At 62.1% G+C, this 18,806-nt stretch carries 17 protein-coding genes; 4 read left to right on the top strand and 13 right to left on the bottom strand.

The genetic code is table 11. The annotated features are described in order from the left end of the window. The first annotated feature begins 41 nt into the window (after positions 1–41). On the top strand, positions 42–1,451 hold the full coding sequence (gene glnA / locus CKW40_RS29310; protein ID WP_095203303.1) for a type I glutamate--ammonia ligase: 1,410 nt from the start codon (positions 42–44) through the stop codon (positions 1,449–1,451). 679 nt (positions 1,452–2,130) lie between these two features. Here glnA and CKW40_RS29305 read toward each other — a convergent pair. After that, entirely contained in the window at positions 2,131–3,552 is a 1,422-nt protein-coding gene (locus CKW40_RS29305; protein WP_095203302.1) for an APC family permease, read from the bottom strand. A 149-nt stretch (positions 3,553–3,701) separates the two neighbouring features. On the opposite strand from CKW40_RS29305, the gene CKW40_RS29300 reads away from it, so the two are divergent. Both CKW40_RS29300 and CKW40_RS29295 read left to right on the top strand, forming a co-directional pair. Next, entirely contained in the window at positions 3,702–4,304 is a 603-nt protein-coding gene (locus tag CKW40_RS29300) for a TetR/AcrR family transcriptional regulator (protein ID WP_095203301.1), read from the top strand. 32 nt (positions 4,305–4,336) lie between these two features. Further along, positions 4,337–5,503 carry a DmpA family aminopeptidase gene (locus CKW40_RS29295; protein WP_095203300.1) on the top strand — a complete coding sequence of 389 codons (1,167 nt, stop codon included), beginning with the start codon at positions 4,337–4,339 and terminating at the stop codon, positions 5,501–5,503. A gap of 116 nt (positions 5,504–5,619) precedes the next feature. On the opposite strand, the gene CKW40_RS29290 is transcribed toward CKW40_RS29295, so the two are convergent. Further along, positions 5,620–6,660, bottom strand: a complete 1,041-nt coding sequence (locus CKW40_RS29290) for a glutamine synthetase beta-grasp domain-containing protein (RefSeq protein ID WP_095203299.1) — start codon at positions 6,658–6,660, stop codon at positions 5,620–5,622. A gap of 316 nt (positions 6,661–6,976) precedes the next feature. On the opposite strand from CKW40_RS29290, the gene CKW40_RS29285 reads away from it, so the two are divergent. Then, positions 6,977–7,168, top strand: coding sequence for a DUF2735 domain-containing protein (locus CKW40_RS29285; RefSeq protein WP_095203298.1), 192 nt, complete (start codon positions 6,977–6,979; stop codon positions 7,166–7,168). A gap of 83 nt (positions 7,169–7,251) precedes the next feature. Here CKW40_RS29285 and CKW40_RS29280 read toward each other — a convergent pair whose 3' ends face one another. The 11 genes from CKW40_RS29280 to CKW40_RS29230 all read right to left on the bottom strand — a co-directional run bounded on the left by CKW40_RS29280 (position 7,252) and on the right by CKW40_RS29230 (position 18,791). Beyond that, on the bottom strand, positions 7,252–9,141 hold the full coding sequence (locus CKW40_RS29280; protein WP_095203297.1) for an MFS transporter: 1,890 nt from the start codon (positions 9,139–9,141) through the stop codon (positions 7,252–7,254). Positions 9,142–9,319: 178 nt separating this feature from the next. Next, positions 9,320–10,111 carry an ATP12 family chaperone protein gene (locus CKW40_RS29275; protein ID WP_095203296.1) on the bottom strand — a complete coding sequence of 264 codons (792 nt, stop codon included), beginning with the start codon at positions 10,109–10,111 and terminating at the stop codon, positions 9,320–9,322. Between the two features lie 12 nt (positions 10,112–10,123). Beyond that, entirely contained in the window at positions 10,124–10,993 is an 870-nt protein-coding gene (locus CKW40_RS29270) for a DMT family transporter (protein WP_179298160.1), read from the bottom strand. A gap of 47 nt (positions 10,994–11,040) precedes the next feature. Beyond that, positions 11,041–12,021 (bottom strand): RluA family pseudouridine synthase, encoded by a 981-nt coding sequence (locus CKW40_RS29265; RefSeq protein WP_095203294.1) that lies wholly within the window; start codon positions 12,019–12,021, stop codon positions 11,041–11,043. 61 nt (positions 12,022–12,082) lie between these two features. Beyond that, positions 12,083–12,457, bottom strand: a complete 375-nt coding sequence (gene crcB / locus CKW40_RS29260; protein ID WP_095203293.1) for a fluoride efflux transporter CrcB — start codon at positions 12,455–12,457, stop codon at positions 12,083–12,085. A 41-nt stretch (positions 12,458–12,498) separates the two neighbouring features. Next, complete coding sequence (locus CKW40_RS29255) at positions 12,499–12,861, bottom strand: DUF779 domain-containing protein (protein ID WP_095203371.1); 363 nt, start codon at positions 12,859–12,861, stop codon at positions 12,499–12,501. Between the two features lie 104 nt (positions 12,862–12,965). Further along, positions 12,966–14,483, bottom strand: coding sequence for an aldehyde dehydrogenase (gene adh, locus CKW40_RS29250; RefSeq protein WP_095203292.1), 1,518 nt, complete (start codon positions 14,481–14,483; stop codon positions 12,966–12,968). Between the two features lie 141 nt (positions 14,484–14,624). Then, positions 14,625–15,590 (bottom strand): helix-turn-helix domain-containing protein, encoded by a 966-nt coding sequence (locus CKW40_RS29245; protein ID WP_095203370.1) that lies wholly within the window; start codon positions 15,588–15,590, stop codon positions 14,625–14,627. Positions 15,591–15,776: 186 nt separating this feature from the next. Further along, a complete protein-coding gene (locus CKW40_RS29240) occupies positions 15,777–16,607 on the bottom strand; it encodes an aspartyl/asparaginyl beta-hydroxylase domain-containing protein (protein ID WP_095203291.1) in 831 nt (276 codons plus the stop codon). 175 nt (positions 16,608–16,782) lie between these two features. After that, the gene (locus CKW40_RS44695; RefSeq protein ID WP_244571326.1) at positions 16,783–17,478 is read right to left on the bottom strand and encodes a DUF930 domain-containing protein; all 696 of its coding nucleotides are present in this window, start codon (positions 17,476–17,478) and stop codon (positions 16,783–16,785) included. Positions 17,479–17,483: 5 nt separating this feature from the next. Next, positions 17,484–18,791 carry a replication-associated recombination protein A gene (locus tag CKW40_RS29230; protein WP_095203290.1) on the bottom strand — a complete coding sequence of 436 codons (1,308 nt, stop codon included), beginning with the start codon at positions 18,789–18,791 and terminating at the stop codon, positions 17,484–17,486. Positions 18,792–18,806: the final 15 nt, after the last annotated feature.

The following is an 18,806-nucleotide window of genomic DNA, read 5'->3' as shown; positions in this document are numbered from 1 at the left end:
CGTCATCCATCAAAAAACGTCATCAAACAGGGATACATGACATGACGACAGCCAAAGACATCATGAAGCAGATCAAGGACAACGACGTGAAATTCGTCGACCTGCGCTTCACCGACCCGAAGGGCAAGCTGCAGCACGTAACGATGGATGTCGTCGAGGTCGAGGAAGACATGTTTGCCGATGGCGTCATGTTCGACGGCTCTTCGATTGCCGGCTGGAAGGCCATCAACGAGTCCGACATGGTGCTGATGCCCGATCCGGATACCGTTCACATGGACCCGTTCTTCGCCCAGTCGACCATGGTCATCCTGTGCGACATCCTCGATCCGGTTTCGGGCGAATCCTACAACCGCGACCCGCGCGGCACCGCCAAGAAGGCCGAGGCCTACATGAAGGCCGAAGGCATCGGCGACCAGATCTTCGTCGGCCCGGAAGCCGAGTTCTTCGTGTTCGATGACGTCAAGTACAAGGCCGACCCCTACAACACCGGCTTCAAGCTCGATTCCACCGAACTGCCGTCGAATGACGACACTGACTACGAGACCGGCAACCTCGGTCACCGTCCGCGTGTCAAGGGTGGCTATTTCCCGGTGCCGCCGATCGACAGCGCGCAGGACATGCGCTCCGAGATGCTGACCGTGCTCGCCGAAATGGGCGTGCGTGTCGAAAAGCATCACCATGAGGTCGCCGCCGCTCAGCACGAGCTCGGTATCAAGTTCGACACGCTGGTCCGCAACGCCGACAAGATGCTGATCTACAAGTATGTCGTGCACCAGGTCGCCAACGCCTACGGCAAGACGGCCACCTTCATGCCGAAGCCGATCTTCGGCGACAATGGCTCGGGCATGCACGTCCACCAGTCGATCTGGAAGGGCGGCAAGCCAACCTTCGCCGGCAATGAATATGCCGGCCTGTCGGAAAGCTGCCTGTTCTACATCGGCGGCATCATCAAGCACGCCAAGGCGATCAACGCCTTCACCAACCCGCTGACCAACTCCTACAAGCGTCTGGTGCCCGGCTACGAAGCGCCGGTGCTGCTCGCCTATTCGGCACGCAACCGCTCGGCCTCCTGCCGCATCCCGTTCGGCTCGTCGCCGAAGGCCAAGCGCGTCGAGGTCCGCTTCCCCGATCCGGGCGCGAACCCCTACCTCGCCTTCGCCGCCATGCTGATGGCCGGCCTCGACGGCATCAAGAACAAGATCCATCCCGGCCAGCCGATGGACAAGGATCTCTACGACCTGCCGCCGAAGGAGCTGAAGAAGATCCCGACCGTCTGCGGTTCGCTGCGTGAAGCGCTGCAGAGCCTCGACAAGGACCGCGGCTTCCTGAAGGCCGGCGGCGTCTTCGACGACGACCAGATCGACAGCTACATCGAGCTGAAGATGGCCGAAGTGATGCGCTTCGAAATGACCCCGCATCCGGTCGAATACGACATGTACTATTCGGTGTAAGAACCCCTCGGATAGCGTTGAAAAGCCCTTGAAGGATTTCCCCTTCAAGGGCTTTTTGCTGTCTCAACGCTTCGCGATGAATCGCGTGGCCGCCCAACAGCGTGGCGAGCTCTTTTGGTTCTTAAGGATTGTTTGATGGTCGGACTTGCCCGGGCCAGTGCCCCGGCAGAAGCTTCAAAGGAAGGCTAACGCGCAGCCATTTCCAGCGCAACAAAACGCCAGGAGCGAGCGGCACACTGCCTCAGGCTGCAATGCCCGCTCGTCCGGCGCCCCCGCCAATGCCGTCGTTCAAGAAACCCCGCCCCGTTCGAACAGCATCGCTTTGGCGTAACCCCATGGCCCGTGAATACGCATGCCGCAGCGTGATCTGTCAACGCCGCCGGCCGGAGGCATAAATCGCCGATTTCGATGTATGAACAGAGGCTTATAGAGAGGATCGTTGGTGTACGGATGAGCCGGAACAGGCCGTTTTCCGGGCTTTTTCAACGAACTCGGAAACGCACGACACCAGTGGTAACGACGAGCGTCTGCCAAAAGCCTCCCCGTCCGGTGAATTTGTTCGATCCTTTTCAACCTGACTTTTTTTGGGGGTATTCGTCCCGTCAGGCCATCACTGCAAAAAGAGAGAACCCCGACCGAAGCCGGGGTTCTTGCAGGGACAAGAGTCGGAGGGTGACGCCTATCCGGCAAGCTCGTCGGGGCCGTGCAGATTCCAGTCCGTTCGCCTGGCGAGCACCAGCACATAATAGATCGCCGCGACGACCATGATCAGCAGCGTGGCGATCAGGCTCGGGCGGCCGAAGGCGGCGTCGAGCAGGTTCTGATAGGCGACATAGACCAGCGCCACGAAGGCCAGAATGGCCGGCACTGGAAACAACGGCATGCGGTAGTGTCCGCCGGCCGTGCTGCCGTTGCGGCGCCCGGCAAACACCGACACGCATAGAAGCGCGTAGATCACCACCAGCGACGTGCCGCTGACCACCAGCAACAGGTTGATGTCGATGAAACAGGCGACCGCTGCCAGCACCGACACGACGATGGTGGCGATCCACGGCGACGCATAGCTGCCATGGACAGAGGCGACCGCGGCGTTGATCGGACCGAACCAGGTCTTGTCGCGGCCGGAGCTGAACAGCAGCCGTGCCGCCTGCAGGATGATGGCGATGACCGCGTTGAAGATGGCGACGGCGATGGCAAGGCTGATCAGCACGGTCAGCGCATGACCGCCCCGCGCCTCGAGGAAGTACTCGATCTTCTGCGGCGCTGCTAGCAGGCCCACCAGATCCGGGGAGCCGAGCAGCACTGCGGTCAGCGGAATGAGCTCGGCGGCGACGGTGATCAACAGCGCCCAGACCACGACCTTGCCGATATTGCGTTTGGCGTCCTGCGTCTCCTCGCCGAAATAGGCGGCGGCGCCATAGCCATTATAGGCGAAGAGCGAAACGGCGGTGGCCGCAAGGATGATGCCGGCCGAGGCCGGGACCAGCGTGTTGGTACCATCGAGCAATTGCGGCGATGTGAACAGGCTGGAGAGCGGCCGCTCGACATGAGCAAAGCCGAGACCGGTCAGGATCAGCAGCGCCAGCATCTCGATGCCGAGAAAGATGCCGGTGACAAAGGCGTTGAGCTTGATGCGCATGGCCGCGACCGTACCGGCCAGCGCGATCGTCACCACGCCGACCCATTGCGGGCTGAGGTTGGGAATGAGCACGCCGAGATAGGTGCCGACGCCGAGCGCGATGACAGCGACGATCAGCACGATCGAGACGAACACCAGCACCAGCGTGACAAAGCCCCAGAAGCGGCCAAGCGTGCGACCGATCATGGTGTATTCGCCGCCGGCCATCGGATAGGCCGACGACAGTTCGGCATAGACGAAGGCCATGAACAGGCCGATGACCGCAGCGATAACGAAACTCAGGAATGAGCCCGTGCCGGCCAGCGCGATGACACCCGGCACGATGATGAACACCGAGGATGCCGGCGTCACCGCCGAGAGCACGATCATCAGCGTGCCCAGCGCATTGAGTGCCCGGTCCAGTCCCTTGGCGGTTGGCGCGGCCTTGTCGACCGCCCCTGTTGCTGCTTCGTTTGTAGACATCGTCCTCCCCCTTTTTTTTAATCAGATAAAAATTATCCTCCGCTGCGGAACCTATCGATCGAGTCAGATATCGTCAACAAATATGGCGCATTGGTGCTTGCAAAATTTCGCACGCCAGTTTTAAACTGAATCCAATTCAGGAAACAGAAATGGGACGACCCAAAACCCAGACCGATCGCCGCCTCACCCTGGTCGCGGCGGCAGAATCGATGATCGCCAGGCGCGGCCTTGCCGGCGTCACGCTGCGCGACGTCGCCAATGAGGCAGGGATGAGTTCGAGCGCCCTGCTCTACTACTATCCCGGCCTGAAGGACCTGCTGGACGATGTGCAGCGCAAGGCCGTCGAGCGGTTCTGCACACTGCGCGCGGCGTCGGTCGCCGAGACCGCCGATCCGCGGCTGCGGCTGAAGACGATGATCGAAAGCGGGCTGCCGACCGACGCGGACGACCAGCTCTGCCGGCTGCTGCTCGAGCTCGGCGCCTATTCGCGCTCGGATGCGAGCTACGCCGCCCGCCACATCACTTTGTTCGAACGGCAGGTGTCGATCTATGTCGGCATCCTGGAAGCGGGTGCCGCCACCGGCATCTTCAAACTGGCGGCGGGCAGCGAGACGATCGCGCGCAGCCTGGTGGTGCTCGAGGACGGCCTGGGGCTGCATCTCGTCAACGTCGTGCCCGCGGTCGATCAGCCTTCGGCGCTGGCAATCCTGACCAGCTATGCCGAGCTTGCCACCGGCTGCAGCCTTCGCTGAGCCGGCTTACATCAACGGAGCGAACCCCAAGCATGGACCAACTGCCGACGCAGACCACCACGCCAGCCGGCAAAGCACGAGCCCGGGCGCTCGCCATTCCCCTGCAAGGCACGCCCGGCCGCGCCAATGCCATCACCGATGTCGACGGTGTCCTGGTCGGATATTCCACAATCATCCAAGGCGAAGGCAAGCTCAACCTCGGACAGGGGCCGGCGCGCACCGGCGTGACGGCCATCCTGCCGTTCGGCCATGACGGCGTCGGTGTCGCCTGTGCGGCCGGCTACCACTCCTTCAACGGCAATGGCGAGATGACCGGCGCATCGTGGATTGAGGAGGCCGGCAGCATCAGCCTGCCGATCCTGATCACCAACACCCATGCGATCGGCCCTTGCCATCGCGGCATCATCGACTGGGTGGCGCGCCACAAGCCCGATGTCGCCAACCAGTGGCTGCTGCCGGTGGTGGCCGAAACCTGGGATGGCTATCTCAACGACATCAATGGCTCGCATGTCACGGTCGATCACGCCATCGCCGCGATCGACAATGCGGCGGGCGGGCACATCGAGGAAGGCTCGGTCGGCGGCGGCACGGGCATGAACTGCTACGCCTTCAAGGGCGGTTCCGGCACCGCCTCGCGGATCGTCGACTACGGCCATCGCTCCTACACGGTCGGCGTCTTCCTGCAGGCCAATTTCGGCTCGCGCCATGAACTCACCATCGCCGGCGTACCGCTCGGCGATCAGCTGGCGGACGACAACCCGATGGAGTCGTATTTCCGCGGCGGCCCGACGGGCGCCGGCTCCTGCATCGGTATCGTCGCCACCGACGCGCCACTTCTGCCCGGCCAGTGCAAGGCGCTGGCCCGGCGTGTGCCGCTCGGCTTGGCGCGGACGGGCACCACCGGCTCGCATTTTTCCGGCGATATTTTTCTCGCCTTTTCGACCGCAAACCGCGATGCGCTCAACGGCCGCTTTCCCAAAGGCCCGGCCAGTGAAGAGAGCTACAGCCACATGGACTTCATCCCATGGGGACGCATGGACGATTTCTACACGGCCGTCGTGCAGGCGACCGAGGAGGCTGTGCTCAACGCGCTCCTCGCCAACAGCGACATGATCGGCCGTGACGGCAACCGCAGCCCTGCTTTGCCGCATGCCAAGGTTTTAGCAACGCTGAAGGCTCGTGGAGTTGTCTCCGGCTGAGAGCGGCCAGCGCATTCGGATCCCGCGAGCATATGCAAAAAGCCCCGGCGTTTTTCCCGCCGGGGCTTTTTGCTTTCTTCAATAGCGAGCCGTCTCGTGGCCCGCCGTGAAAACAATCAGGCAGCGGCCGAGACCTTCGCGTCGGTCGCAACCTCCGAGATGGTCTTCAGGATCTGCGAAGCGATCTGGTAGGGGTCGCCTTGCGAGTTCGGGCGGCGGTCTTCCAGATAACCCTTGTAGTCATTCTTGATGAAGGAGTGCGGCACACGGATCGACGCACCACGGTCGGCGATGCCGTAGCTGAACTTGTTCCACGGTGCGGTCTCATGCTTGCCGGTCAGACGCTTGTCGTTGTCCGGGCCGTAGACGGCGATGTGGTCCATCAGGTTCTTGTCGAACTGCGCCATCAGCGATTCGAAATACGCCTTGCCGCCGACTTCGCGCATATAGGCGGTCGAGAAGTTGGCATGCATGCCCGAGCCGTTCCAGTCGGTATCGCCGAGCGGCTTGCAGTGGAACTCGATGTCGATGCGGTACTTTTCCGTGAGGCGCAGAAGCAGATAGCGGGCGATCCACATCTGGTCGGCGGCCTTCTTGGAGCCCTTGCCGAAAATCTGGAATTCCCACTGGCCCTTGGCCACTTCGGCGTTGATGCCTTCATGGTTGATGCCGGCGGCGAGGCAAAGGTCGAGATGGTCCTCGACGATCTGGCGCGCGACATCGCCAACGTTCTTGTAGCCGACGCCGGTGTAGTAAGGGCCCTGCGGCGCGGGATAGCCGCTCTCCGGGAAGCCGAGCGGGCGGCCGTCCTTGTAGAAGAAATATTCCTGCTCGAAGCCGAACCACGCACCCTCGTCATCGAGGATAGTGGCGCGCTTGTTGGATGCGTGCGGCGTGACACCATCAGGCATCATGACTTCGCACATGACCAGCACGCCGTTGGTGCGGGTCGGGTCCGGATAAACCGCGACCGGCTTAAGCACGCAATCGGAGCTGTGGCCCTCGGCCTGCATCGTGGAGGAACCGTCGAAGCCCCACAGCGGCAGCTCTTCGAGCGTCGGGAATTCGGCGAATTCCTTGACCTGCGTCTTGCCGCGAAGGTTGGGAACCGGGGTGTAACCATCGAGCCAAATGTACTCGAGCTTATATTTCGTCATTCTAGCCTCTCGTTGCTTGTTCACCGAACACCAAACGGCGTCGACATGCGTCTGCCGTCGGCAGCCGGCGCTGCCGATCCCTAAAATGCAATTCGTGTGCCACTCCGGCTTCGGCGGGTGCGGCAAAATGGCCGTGATATCGCGTCGAATTTGCTGAGCCGCCTCATCACTGGGCCCATATCGGTCAAACCAGGATTATGCATAAATATTAGGCAATTACTGATCTTTTCGTAGGCATATTGCCTAAATGAATCGCAGGACCTATCTTGTAGGAAAGCTGAATCGACAAGCTCCTGAAAAAGAAAGGAGACCGCCCATGGAAGTCGTCCCCTCCCGTCCGTCGGCAAAAATTCTGATGTTCCCTCTGGCACCGCGCAAATCTGCCTCAAATTTAGGCGCGAAGGCGAAATTCGCGGCAGAGGTCGCCTCGCTGCGTTACACGCACGCCGATTTTGACGGCTGGTATCACGAAGCAGCCGTCGAGGAAGAAAATCAGCGCAAAAGCTGAACCTACCGCATCGTTTTCACACACGAAAAAGCCCGGCGTGATCACTCACGCCGGGCTTTTCATTTCCACGCCGATCCGATCGGCTACTGCTTAGCGTGCAGATCGGTTCCGAGCGTGTCTTTGACGAAGATCATGCCAATAACCAGCGTGATCGCGGCGATCACCACCGGATACCAAAGGCCATAATAGATATCGCCCTTGTAGGCACTGAGCGCGAACACGGTCGCCGGCAGCAGGCCGCCGAACCAGCCATTGCCGATGTGATAGGGCAACGACATGCCGGTGTAGCGGATGCGGGTCGGGAACATCTCGACCAGGATCGCCGCGATCGGCCCATAGACCATGGTCACAAACAGAACCAGGATGAACAGGATACCGATCGTCATCGGCCAGTTCACTGCCGCCGGATCAGCGAACATGGCGAAGGCGCCGCCGCCCGGTATGTTGTAGACGGTGACCTCAGGCGCTCCCGCTGCCTCGTCAGCGGTCAGAAGCTTGTCCTTGACCGCCTGGTCGGTTGGCACGGCTGCCTTTTCGCCGCCGCGGATGGCAGCGGCGTCGAGCTTGAGTTCCGGATTGGCTGCGATGAAGGCATCGAGCTTCTGATCGGCAACCTTGATCGCCGCGCGCTTCAGCGGATAACCGCCGTCCTGCAGCGACATGTTGACGGCCTTGACGAAGGCAGCGTCCTTGGCCTTGGCCTGATCGCCTGCGGCGACCGCATCGTAGGATGCCACCGTCTCCGTACCGATCTTGACCGACGCAGCCGTTCCGGCCGCAGCGGTCGACACCACGTCATAGGGGACCGAGTTCTTGGTCAGGAATGACGTCGCGATGTCGCAGGACGTCGTGAACTTCGCCGTACCGACCGGATTGAACTGGAACTTGCAGTCGCCAGGAGCTGCCGTCACCGTTGCCCGTGTGCTCTGCTGTGCCTTGGCGAGCGCCGGGTTAGCGGCCCAGGTCAATGCCTTGAACAGCGGGAAGGTGCAGACGATGGCCAGCGCAAGGCCAGCCATGATGATCGGCTTGCGGCCGATCTTGTCGGACAGCCAGCCGAACACGACGAAGAAGATCGAGCCAAGCGCCAGCGCGGCGGCGATCATGATGTTGACGGACTGCGCGTCGACCTTCAGCACGTTCTGCAGGAAGAACAGTGCGTAGAATTGGCCATTGTACCAGACGACGGCCTGACCGGCGGTGAGGCCGAGCAATGCCAGCAGGGCGATCTTGGCGTTCTTCCACTGGCCAAAGGCTTCCGAGAGCGGCGCCTTGGAGCCCTTCCCTTCGTCCTTCATCTTCTGGAAGGTCGGGGACTCCGAGAGAGACAACCGGATCCAGATCGAAACGGCGAGCAGCAGGAAAGAGACGATGAAAGGAATGCGCCAGCCCCAATTGGCGTAGGTTTCCTTGCTCAACGACCCTTGGACAATCAGGATGACGATCAGCGACAGGAACAGGCCGAGCGTCGCCGTCGTCTGGATCCAGGACGTGTAGAAGCCGCGGCGATCATCGGGTGCGTGCTCGGCAACATAGGTCGCCGCACCACCGTATTCGCCGCCGAGCGCCAGGCCCTGCAGCATGCGCAGGCCGATCAAGATCACCGGAGCGGCGATGCCCAAGGTCGCATAGCCGGGCAGCAGACCGACCAGGAAGGTCGACAGGCCCATGATCGTCATGGTGACGAGGAATGTGTATTTGCGGCCGACAAGATCGCCAATGCGACCGAACAACAGCGCCCCGAACGGGCGGACAAGGAAGCCGGCAGCGAAGGCCAGCAGCGCGAAGATGTTGCGCGTCGCCTCGGGAATGGCCGGGCTGAAAAAGGTCGAACCGATGAAGGCCGCCAGTGAGCCGTAGAGATAGAAATCATACCATTCGAAAACGGTGCCGAGCGAGGAAGCGAAGATGACCTTCTTCTCTTCCCGCGTCATGCCGCGGCTCGTTCCGCCGGCGGTCGATGCCATTGCCATTGAGTTGTCCTCCCGTGAGACCCTTGTCCTCGATGCCGCGTGGCGGTGTCAGCGTTCTCCTCCGAACACGGACTCACGACAGCCATCGCGGAAAAAATGACAGAAAGCGCCCGCCAACGGCAGAGCGACGATGGGATTATGACTTTGGTATTAGGTGCGCTGCGGTAAGGACCTGAGATCAGGCCTTGAGCGCTTCGAGAAGGCCGACGGCAGCCATCATGTCGCGTTTGCGGGCGGCGCGGCGCGCGAGCGCTTCGGCGTCCTGTCCCCAATGCTCGATCTGCCAGTCCTCGTCGACATGGCCGGCCGCCCAGGCGGCCTCTACGTCGAGCTCGCCGAAATCGACGGCCAGCGCCAGCAGCGCCGAACCGGTCAGCGAGGTCATGAGGTGGATGGCGGCCAGCCGCAGCGGCTCGGCGCGCTGAGCAAGATGACTGCCAAGAATGGCGATCGTCTCGCGCGGCTGCTCGACATGGATGATCCCCTCGGCAAGGTTGAAGCGGGCTCCGAGTGTGGCACGCGCCCAATCGATGACCGGATCCCACTGCTCGTTTTGCCGGTCGACCAGCCCTTCTGGCGCATCAGTGCGGTAGCAGAGCAGATCGGACGAGGCAAAACGCAGTATGTCCTCCAGCACCGCCTGCGGATCGCTGGCAACGCCGTCGATGGCGGTGTTGACCAGGCGCATCACCGGCATCGTCACCGGATTGATCGTCTCGCCCTGCTCGGCGAATTCGTCGGCAACCAGCGCTGCAGCCGCCTCGGTCGGCAGCGCCAGCAGCGCCTTGCCCGGCGTGCGCACCGGCTTGCCGTCGAGATGCACGGCGAAACCTTCCTCCACCGGCGCAACCGAAGCGGTCTTGTAGAAGCGCTTGGGCAGCGGCGTCTTCATCTGGATCTGGGCGCGGCGCACCGGATCCGGATCGGAAAGATATTTTCCGGCTTCGAGGTCTTTGAGGATGTCACGCATGAAAAGTCTCTCTCACACCGGTGTCAGCTTGCGTGCCTGCCGGTTGACCATGATCAGCCCCGCCGCAATCAAGCCAAGTGCCAGAAAAATGCGAATGGTCAGCGGCTCGTTCAAGATGATCGCGCCGCACAAAACGCCGAAAACCGGCGACAGGAAGGTGAAGCTGGACAGGCCGGAGGCTGGATAGCGGCGCAGCAGCCAGAACCACAGGACATAGGTGAAGGCGACGATGTAGATCGCCTGGAAAAGCAGCGCCAATGTCGGCAACAAGGACGGGTCACGTACTGGCGGCCCGGCGAGAGGCAGCACCAATATGCCGACGATCGCCGCGCCGGCGAGCTGATAGAGCAGCAGTTTCTCCGCGCTCGCCTCGACCAGTTTCGACCGCTTGATGAGGATATTGGTCCAAGCCCAAAAAAATCCGGAGCCGAGACTGAGCAGATCGCCGAACAGCATGTCCCCGCCGCCAAGCTTGTCGGAAAAGACGGTGGCAAGGCCGGCGAAGGCCAGCAGCAGGCCAAGGAACTTGAGCATGGTGATTTGTTCGCCAAGCAGGAAGTGCCCGCCAATCAGCATCCAGAACGGCATGGTGTTGAGCAGCAGCGTGTTGCGGGCAACGGTCGTGTGCTCCAGGCCGACATAGAGGCAGAGGAACTCGATGCCGAAAAGCACGCCGACGGCTATGCCGGCCAGCAATGTGCCATCGCGCGTGAACAGCGCGATGCCGCGCCAGCGGCACCAGAGGAAGACGCAGAAGCCGCCGATGATCGAGCGCGCGATCGACAGGAAGACAGGGTCGTAGCCGGCGTAGGAGATTTTGGCGGCGACGTAGTTCAGGCTCCAGGAAAAGGTCAGGCCGACCATGATGGCGGCGGCGGCCATGTCGACTGCGTCGCGCCGATCGAGCGCGTCGGTGGCGCCGCTCAAGCTCAATCCTCCGCGCTGGCGTCGTCGAAGCCGATCAGGTTCCAGCTCTGGCGCATATGCGGCGGCATCGGTGCGGTGACGTCGATGACGCCCTTGTCCGGGTGCGGAATGATGATGCGGCGCGCATGCAGATGCAGGCGGTTTTGAATGCCGCCCGGGAAATCCCAGTTGGTGTCGGCCTCGAAATATTTCGGGTCGCCGATGATCGGGCAGCCGATATAGGCGGCATGGACGCGAAGCTGGTGGGTGCGGCCCGTATAAGGCTCCATCTCCAGCCAGGTCATGGTCTGCGCCGCCTGCTCGATGATGCGGTAGTAGGATACGGCGTGATCGGCGCCTTTTTCACCATGCGCAGCCACCCGCACACGGTCGCCGTCCTCGGTCGGCTCCTTGATCAGCCAGGTCGAGATCTTGTCCTCGCGCTTTGGCGGCACGCCCTTGACCAGCGCCCAATAGGTTTTCTTGGTCTCGCGGGCGCGGAACGCTTCGGAAAGCTTCATTGCCGCGAGCCGGGTGCGGGCGACGACCAGCACGCCCGACGTGTCGCGGTCGAGCCGGTGGACCAGCCGTGGCTTCTCGCCCTTCTGGTTGCGCCAGGCTTCCAGCATGTCGTCGACATTGCGCGTGACGCCCGAGCCACCCTGCACCGCCAAACCCGCGGGCTTGTTGAAGACGAAAACATTCGGATCCTCATGGATCAGCATTTTTGCCAGAACGTCGGCATCGCCCTGGTTGCGGATCGAATGGCCGGTCAGCGCGCTCTCGCCCTTCTTGTCGACCTCGAGTGGCGGGATGCGCACCACCTGGCCAGGCTCGACACGGCTGTCGGCCTTGACGCGGCCGCCATCGACGCGGATCTGGCCGGAGCGCAGCAGCTTCTGCAAATGGCCGAAACCAAGGCCCGGGAAATGGGTTTTGAACCAACGATCGAGCCGCATGCCCGCCTCGCCGGCCTCCACCGTGATCTGTTCAACGCCTGCCATATTGTCTTCGCTTATCCGTTTCCAAAGCAGGGCTCGGCCTGCGCTTGGCGCGGCAATAGCATTAAGGCAGGCTTCTTGCGAGCCAAAGTCCCAGAAACAGGGCGATGATGGCGCCAATGACACTGGCCAGCGCATATCCGAACGCCGGCAGCGTGGCTCCCCGCTCCCACAGTGTCGCGAAATCGAGCGAAAAGGCGGAGAACGTCGTGAAGCCGCCAAAGATGCCGGTGGCGACAAACAGCCTGACTTCGTTCGATCCGCCGCGACGCGCCAGTATGGCGATGAACAGGCCCATGGCAAGGGAGCCGACAATGTTGATGGCCATCGTGCCCCAGGGATAGTTGGGGCCGACGAGGCGCAGCGCGCCCATATTGGTGAGATGGCGGATGCCGGCGCCGATGCCGCCGCCGACGACCACGAGAAGCAGATTGAACATCGCCGTCTACTGCCCCTGCGAAGGCGGTGTCGTCAATCCCTTCACGCCGAGGGCGATGGGATCGCACACATAGTTGAACGTGTCAGAAACCGCCTCTCACGTCCATTGTCGAGCGAGAACATGCCACCCCTGCCCGGCACCACATCGATGAGAAGGTCGGTGTGCTTCCACACCTCATATTGCGAAGCGCTGATGTAGACCGGGGTGTCGCCGATCTCGCCCAGCATGACGTCATTGTCGCCGACGATGAAATCGCTGCGGGGGTAGCACATTGGCGAGGAGCCGTCGCAACAGCCGCCGGACTGGTGGAAAAGCACCGGACCGTGATCGGCGATGATCTCCGCCAGGAAAGCGATGGCTTCCGGCGTGGCCGAGACCTTTCCCAGGGAAACCTTGTCTGGCATGCCGTCCTCCATGAAGAAACCTCAGGCGCGGCTGGCAGCCTGGCCGCATGAACAGAGCGCGCATGATCCCTCGGAAAGGACCATGCGCTTGCCTTGGGAGGCGATCAGAAGAAGCCGAGCTTCTTCGGGCTGTAGCTGACCAGCATGTTCTTGGTCTGCTGATAGTGGTCGAGCATCATCTTGTGGTTTTCGCGGCCGATGCCGGACTGCTTGTAGCCGCCGAACGCCGCGTGCGCGGGATAAGCGTGGTAGCAGTTTGTCCAGACACGGCCGGCCTGGATGGCGCGACCGAAGCGATAGCAGCGATTCGCGTCACGGCTCCAGATACCGGCACCGAGGCCATAGAGCGTGTCGTTGGCGATCGACAATGCCTCGTCGTCATCCTTGAAGGTCGTCACCGAGACAACCGGCCCGAAAATCTCCTCCTGGAAGATGCGCATCTTGTTGTGACCCTTGAACACGGTCGGCTTGACGTAGTAGCCGCCGGCCAGATCGCCCGGCAGGTGGTTTTGTTCGCCACCGGCCAACACTTCGGCGCCTTCCTTGCGACCGATATCGAAGTAGCTGAGGATCTTTTCCAGCTGCTCGCTTGATGCCTGTGCTCCGATCATGGTTGCCGGGTCGAGCGGATCGCCCTGGACAATCGCCTTCACGCGCTTCAGCGCCTTTTCCATGAACTTGTCATAGATCTTCTCATGCACCAGCGCGCGGCTGGGGCAGGTGCAGACCTCGCCCTGGTTGAGCGCGAACATGACGAAGCCTTCGATCGCCTTGTCGAAGAAATCATCGTCCTCCGATGTCACGTCCTGGAAGAAGATGTTGGGCGACTTGCCGCCGAGTTCGAGCGTCACCGGGATGAGGTTTTGGCTGGCATATTGCGAGATCAGCCGACCGGTCGTCGTCTCACCGGTAAAGGCGATCTTGGCGATGCGGTTCGAGGAAGCGAGCGGCTTGCCGGCCTCCAGACCAAAGCCGTTGACGATGTTGAGCACGCCATCGGGCAACAGGTCGCCGATCAGGTCCGCCCACAGCATGATGGTGGCGGGCGTCTGTTCGGCGGGCTTCAGCACCACGCAATTGCCGGCGGCAAGGGCCGGCGCCAGTTTCCATACCGCCATCAGCAGCGGGAAATTCCAGGGAATGATCTGGCCGACGACGCCAAGCGGCTCATGGAAATGATAGGCGACGGTGTCGTGGTCGATCTCGGAGATGCCGCCTTCCTGGCTGCGTACGGCTCCAGCGAAATAGCGGAAATGGTCGATGGCGAGCGGCAGGTCGGCCGCGGTCGTCTCGCGGATCGGCTTGCCATTATCCCAGGTCTCGGCGAGCGCCAGAAGGTCGAGATTGTCTTCCATGCGGTCGGCGATACGGTTGAGGATCAACGCGCGCGCAACCGGGCTGGTCCTGCCCCAGGCGTCCTTGGCCTTGTGCGCGGCATCAAGCGCCGCCTCGATGTCGTTCGCATCCGAACGGGCGATTTCGCCAAGCGGCTTCCCGTTCACCGGCGAGGTGTTGTCGAAATACTTTCCTGAATGCGGCGCCACCCATTTGCCGCCGATGTAGTTGTCGTAGCGCTTGGCGAAGGGAACCTTGGCCGTGCGGGAAAATTCCACCTTGTTCATCGTCTTCCTCCCAGGAAACAGCGGTACGGGATGTACTGCGCTGCCAGGGAGATTGCGGACAGCCTCGGGCTTTGTCGGCCCGGGCAAGTCATCCACCCAAGGCCGACTGTCGCAAGATTGCGACAGGTTTGACGCCGAAACTCAATGTGGCCGGCGGATGCCGAAGCGGGCGAGCTTGCGATGCAGAGTGGCTCGCGAAATGCCGAGATTGTGCGCGGCGGCAGAGACGTTACCATCGGCGCGCGCGATCGCCCGCTGGATTACTCCGCGCTCCGCTTCCTCGAGTTCCTCCGCGGCCTTGGCGACGTCACCAAGGATGTCGGCGGCGGGCAGCCCCCTGGCCAGAGCCTGTTGCGTGATGCCGAGGCTCTGCCGCGCCGAGCGGGTCGCACCGACGACCAGATCATCGCCGTTGACCGCAATCAACGCGCCGGCGCTGCGCTCGGCCGCCGAGGCAAGCAGAATGCGGGCATTGGGAAAAGACAGGCGAAAATTCTCGGCCTCGATGCGGCGAGCGGCATCACCGACCGCCATGGCGATCAGGCCGACAAAGCCTTCGGTCAGATCCGACCGGCACGACGAGACATCGAGCGCGGCAGCCAGATTGCCCACGTGGTCGTAAATCGGCGCCGTGGTGCAGCTGAGCAGCGTGTTGCTCGAAAAGAAGTGCTGGTCGCGGTGGATGGTCAGCGCGCGCTGGTCGGCGAGGCATGTGCCGATGCCGTTGGTGCCCTCGGAGTCCTCACTCCATACTGTCCCGGTCCACAGGCCCCATTCGTCGAAGGTCTCGTCATCGGCGGAAGCCCCGCGGCGTTCGACCGGGATACCGTCGCGATCAGCAAGCAGGACGCAACAGCCAATGCCGCCGACCGCAAGATAGAGACGATCTAGGCTCGCATTCGCAGCCCGCAGCAGCTGCTCGACCCGCTGCCGCGCCAGCCTGAACTCGCCTTCGGTCAGCCGACGAGGCGCCTGTCGTTGGCCAGGATCCAGCCCATGCACCGTGAGCGAGCGCCTCCAGGAGGCAACCAACGCCGATCGGGCGGCATCGCTGGTGGCAATGGCCGCCTGGACGATATCGGCATGATGGGCCGGCTGTCCGCTCACCTCATCCTCCCAAGGCGCTTCCAACTCAAGCAGCGCTATATCCGTTCAGATATATCCGCTGCATCGAGTTGTAGGGGATCAGCGACTGTTGGCGCTATAAGACAATGGTCCAACAGCATTTGCGGGAGGCGACCGACCGCTAAAAGCGCGCCAGAACGCTGCCAGCAGCGCCGCGAAGCTTTCAGATCAGGTGGTTTCGACCTTTTTCGGCTTGGTCGAGCCGATCATCTTCCAGTTCTTGTAGAACATCGAATTGATGCGCTCGACGCTGACGGAGACAACCGCGAGCATGCCGGCGATTAACCTCGGGAACGGGGACGGCCTGATAATGTCCATGAACACGCAGTAGCGGCGGCCGTCATATTCATTGACCGAGCGGTGCAGCAGCGTGTCGTCGAAAATGAACTGCGGGTTGTCGTACCAGTAGTTCTTGACGTTGCCGCATTCGACGAAGATTTCGGCTTTCACCGGGATCAGATTGTAGAGGATGCGCAGGCTGAGCCGCAGCGGGCCGAAATGCCAGGAGGTCGATTCGCGCTTGCTGAAGACCGATACGGCGATGGTCTTGATGTATTTGAAATCCTTGTTGAACTCGGCGACGTTGTCGATCCTGTGCTTGCCATACCACTGGTAGACATACATGCCGCGCCGGCCGGCGCCGAAATTGGCGTCGATGTCGGCGATGATCTCGTCCTTGCGCGCCTTGAAGATGTCCAGGACCTCATTGACCTCGCGCTGATAGTCCTCCGGAAACTGTTCCAGCTTCCACACGCCGGGGTTCCTGTAGCAGAGCAGATCGACCAGAAGGTTGAAGGGCGACAGCAGCCAGGTGAAAAGACCGTTGCCGAGGAAATAGCCTGAGAACAGCGACAGATCCTTCCTGTCGTTGCGCAGCACGTCGATCAGGCCGCAGACGATAAAGATCGTCGTCAGGATGGGGATGAAGTAGAAGCCAAGGGCGAGAAGCGGGATGGCGATGGCGAATTTGCGAAGGGATTTGCGAAGGGTTTTTGTCATTTTTCCACGCGCGGAGCGCGATCCTGTTGCGAATGAGTGTGCCAAATCACGGCAACGACCACCGCCCGGCCGTGCGCCTTGATAAGGTTTTTTGGGTCGCCGCACAACGCCACGACGTCGTGGCCCGCAGCTGCCTGGTGGAATTTGCCAGACCTCGGCCAATGCATCGCTGGGGTCAATGCACCGCTGGCAAGCCGAACTCGTCCCATTTCTCCCTGGCCACGGGATCGCCGACCAGGAACTCAAAACCGATGACGCTTTCGCCGTCTCGTGCGAGCTGGCAGTTGAACTTCAGACTATACCAGTTTTTGCGACTGCGGAAAGCCGCGCCATCGGCGGCGATCGTGGTGCCGCTGATCTTCTCTTCGGCCGTTGCGTAGGGCACGACGCGTTCCGGCTGAAAATCCGCGCGCCATCGCCGGATCTGGTCCATGGCCTTGAGATTGCACAATTGCACCATGCGCTCATCGGAGGCGAAGGTCGCGAGATCGGCGCGCGCCTGCCGGCTGCGCGGATCGGCAAGCGTCTTGGCCGATAGCATTTCGGTCGGCCGGATCATGGCCGGCGCGGTGGGCGGTTGAGCTGGAGGAGTACTCGGCGATGGTGTTGGTGTTGATGTTCGTGCCGGCGCCGGCGTTTGTGCCTCGGGTGCCGAAGGCGATGCTGGCGCCGGCGGTGGCCTTGTCGCGGCCTCGAACTGCTGTGGCGTCAGAATGGCGACCGACACCCGCTCCTCTTCCAGCCGCTTCGGCCGCTTTGGCAGCGGCATAAGCGCCAGCGTCGCGGCGGGCAGCGTGTGGAGAACAACCGAGGCGGAAATACCCCAACGCGAAGCCTCGTTTCGCAGCGTGACGACCACCGGCCGACGCAAATCAGCTATTCCCGCTCTTTGCGCAGCTTCGCCCAATAATCGAGCCGCTTCCGGATATCGCGCTCGAAGCCACGCTCAGGCGGATCATAGAAGGTCTGCCGGCCCATCTTTTCCGGAAAATAGTCCTGGCCGGAAAAAGCGTCGGGCTCGTCATGATCGTAGCGATAGCCGGCGCCGTAATCCTCTTCCTTCATCAGCTTGGTCGGCGCGTTGAGGATATGCTTTGGCGGCAGCAGCGAGCCATGCTGCTTGGCTGCCTGTGTGGCTGCCTTGAAGGCGGTGTAGACGGCATTGGATTTGGGCGCGGTGGCGAGATAGACGGTGGCCTCGGCAAAGGCCAGTTCGCCCTCCGGCGAGCCCAGATAGTCGTAGGCGTCCTTGGCGGCATTGGCGACGACCAGCGCCTGCGGATCGGCAAGGCCGATGTCCTCCATCGCCATGCGCACCAGCCGGCGACCGAGATAGAGCGGATCCTCGCCGGCATCGAACATGCGCGCGAGATAGTAGAGCGCGGCATCGGGATCGGAGCCGCGCACCGATTTGTGCAGCGCCGAGATCAGATTGTAGTGGCCGTCCTGGCCCTTGTCGTAGATCGGCGCACGGCGCTGGACGATGCGCTGCAGCCCTTCGGGATCGAAGACCTCGCCGGGCTTGGCGGCACGCCAGACTTCCTCGGCGAGCGTCAGCGATGCGCGGCCGTCGCCATCGCTCATGCGGATCAGCATCGCCCGCGCCTCGTCGTCGAGCGGCAGCGCCCTACCCTCCGTGTCCTCCGCCCGCACCATCAGCTTGGCGATGCTCTCCTCACCGAGCGAATGAAAGACCATGACGCGCGCGCGCGACAACAAGGCCGCGTTGAGCTCGAAGGACGGGTTTTCGGTCGTGGCGCCGACCAGAACCACCGTTCCATCTTCCATGACCGGGAGAAAGGAATCCTGCTGGGCACGGTTGAAGCGATGGATCTCGTCGACGAAAAGCAGGGTCTGGCGACCGTTGGCGCGGCGCAGCTTGGCCGTCTCGAACACTTTCTTGAGGTCGGCGACGCCGGAAAACACCGCCGATATCTGCTCGAAGGCAAGGCTTGTTTCGCCGGCGAGCAGCCTCGCCACAGTGGTCTTGCCGGTGCCCGGCGGGCCCCAAAAAATCATCGAACCGAGCGAGCCGGACCCGATCAGCCGGGTCAGCGCGCCATCGGGGCCGGTCAGATGCTCCTGGCCGACGACTTCGCCAAGATTCTTCGGCCGCAGCCTGTCGGCCAGCGGCCGCCCGGGCGGCGCTTTTTCCGGTTCATCGACGCTGAACAGATCGGCCATGCACTTCTTTTGGTT

It is taken from the genome of Mesorhizobium carmichaelinearum, assembly GCF_900199455.1.
Taxonomy (GTDB): domain Bacteria; phylum Pseudomonadota; class Alphaproteobacteria; order Rhizobiales; family Rhizobiaceae; genus Mesorhizobium; species Mesorhizobium carmichaelinearum.
Note: the sequence above shows the minus strand (reverse complement) of the source record. Positions and strands in the feature narration are given on the sequence as shown.

Coding starts and splice junctions, on each gene's coding strand:
- glnA (WP_095203303.1), top strand. CDS start 42: ATGACGACAGCCAAAGACATCATGAAGCAGATCAAGGACAACGACGTG.
- CKW40_RS29305 (WP_095203302.1), bottom strand. CDS start 3,552: ATGTCTACAAACGAAGCAGCAACAGGGGCGGTCGACAAGGCCGCGCCA.
- CKW40_RS29300 (WP_095203301.1), top strand. CDS start 3,702: ATGGGACGACCCAAAACCCAGACCGATCGCCGCCTCACCCTGGTCGCG.
- CKW40_RS29295 (WP_095203300.1), top strand. CDS start 4,337: ATGGACCAACTGCCGACGCAGACCACCACGCCAGCCGGCAAAGCACGA.
- CKW40_RS29290 (WP_095203299.1), bottom strand. CDS start 6,660: ATGACGAAATATAAGCTCGAGTACATTTGGCTCGATGGTTACACCCCG.
- CKW40_RS29285 (WP_095203298.1), top strand. CDS start 6,977: ATGGAAGTCGTCCCCTCCCGTCCGTCGGCAAAAATTCTGATGTTCCCT.
- CKW40_RS29280 (WP_095203297.1), bottom strand. CDS start 9,141: ATGGCAATGGCATCGACCGCCGGCGGAACGAGCCGCGGCATGACGCGG.
- CKW40_RS29275 (WP_095203296.1), bottom strand. CDS start 10,111: ATGCGTGACATCCTCAAAGACCTCGAAGCCGGAAAATATCTTTCCGAT.
- CKW40_RS29270 (WP_179298160.1), bottom strand. CDS start 10,993: ATGGCCGCCGCCGCCATCATGGTCGGCCTGACCTTTTCCTGGAGCCTG.
- CKW40_RS29265 (WP_095203294.1), bottom strand. CDS start 12,021: ATGGCAGGCGTTGAACAGATCACGGTGGAGGCCGGCGAGGCGGGCATG.
- crcB (WP_095203293.1), bottom strand. CDS start 12,457: ATGTTCAATCTGCTTCTCGTGGTCGTCGGCGGCGGCATCGGCGCCGGC.
- CKW40_RS29255 (WP_095203371.1), bottom strand. CDS start 12,861: ATGCCAGACAAGGTTTCCCTGGGAAAGGTCTCGGCCACGCCGGAAGCC.
- adh (WP_095203292.1), bottom strand. CDS start 14,483: ATGAACAAGGTGGAATTTTCCCGCACGGCCAAGGTTCCCTTCGCCAAG.
- CKW40_RS29240 (WP_095203291.1), bottom strand. CDS start 16,607: ATGACAAAAACCCTTCGCAAATCCCTTCGCAAATTCGCCATCGCCATC.
- CKW40_RS29230 (WP_095203290.1), bottom strand. CDS start 18,791: ATGGCCGATCTGTTCAGCGTCGATGAACCGGAAAAAGCGCCGCCCGGG.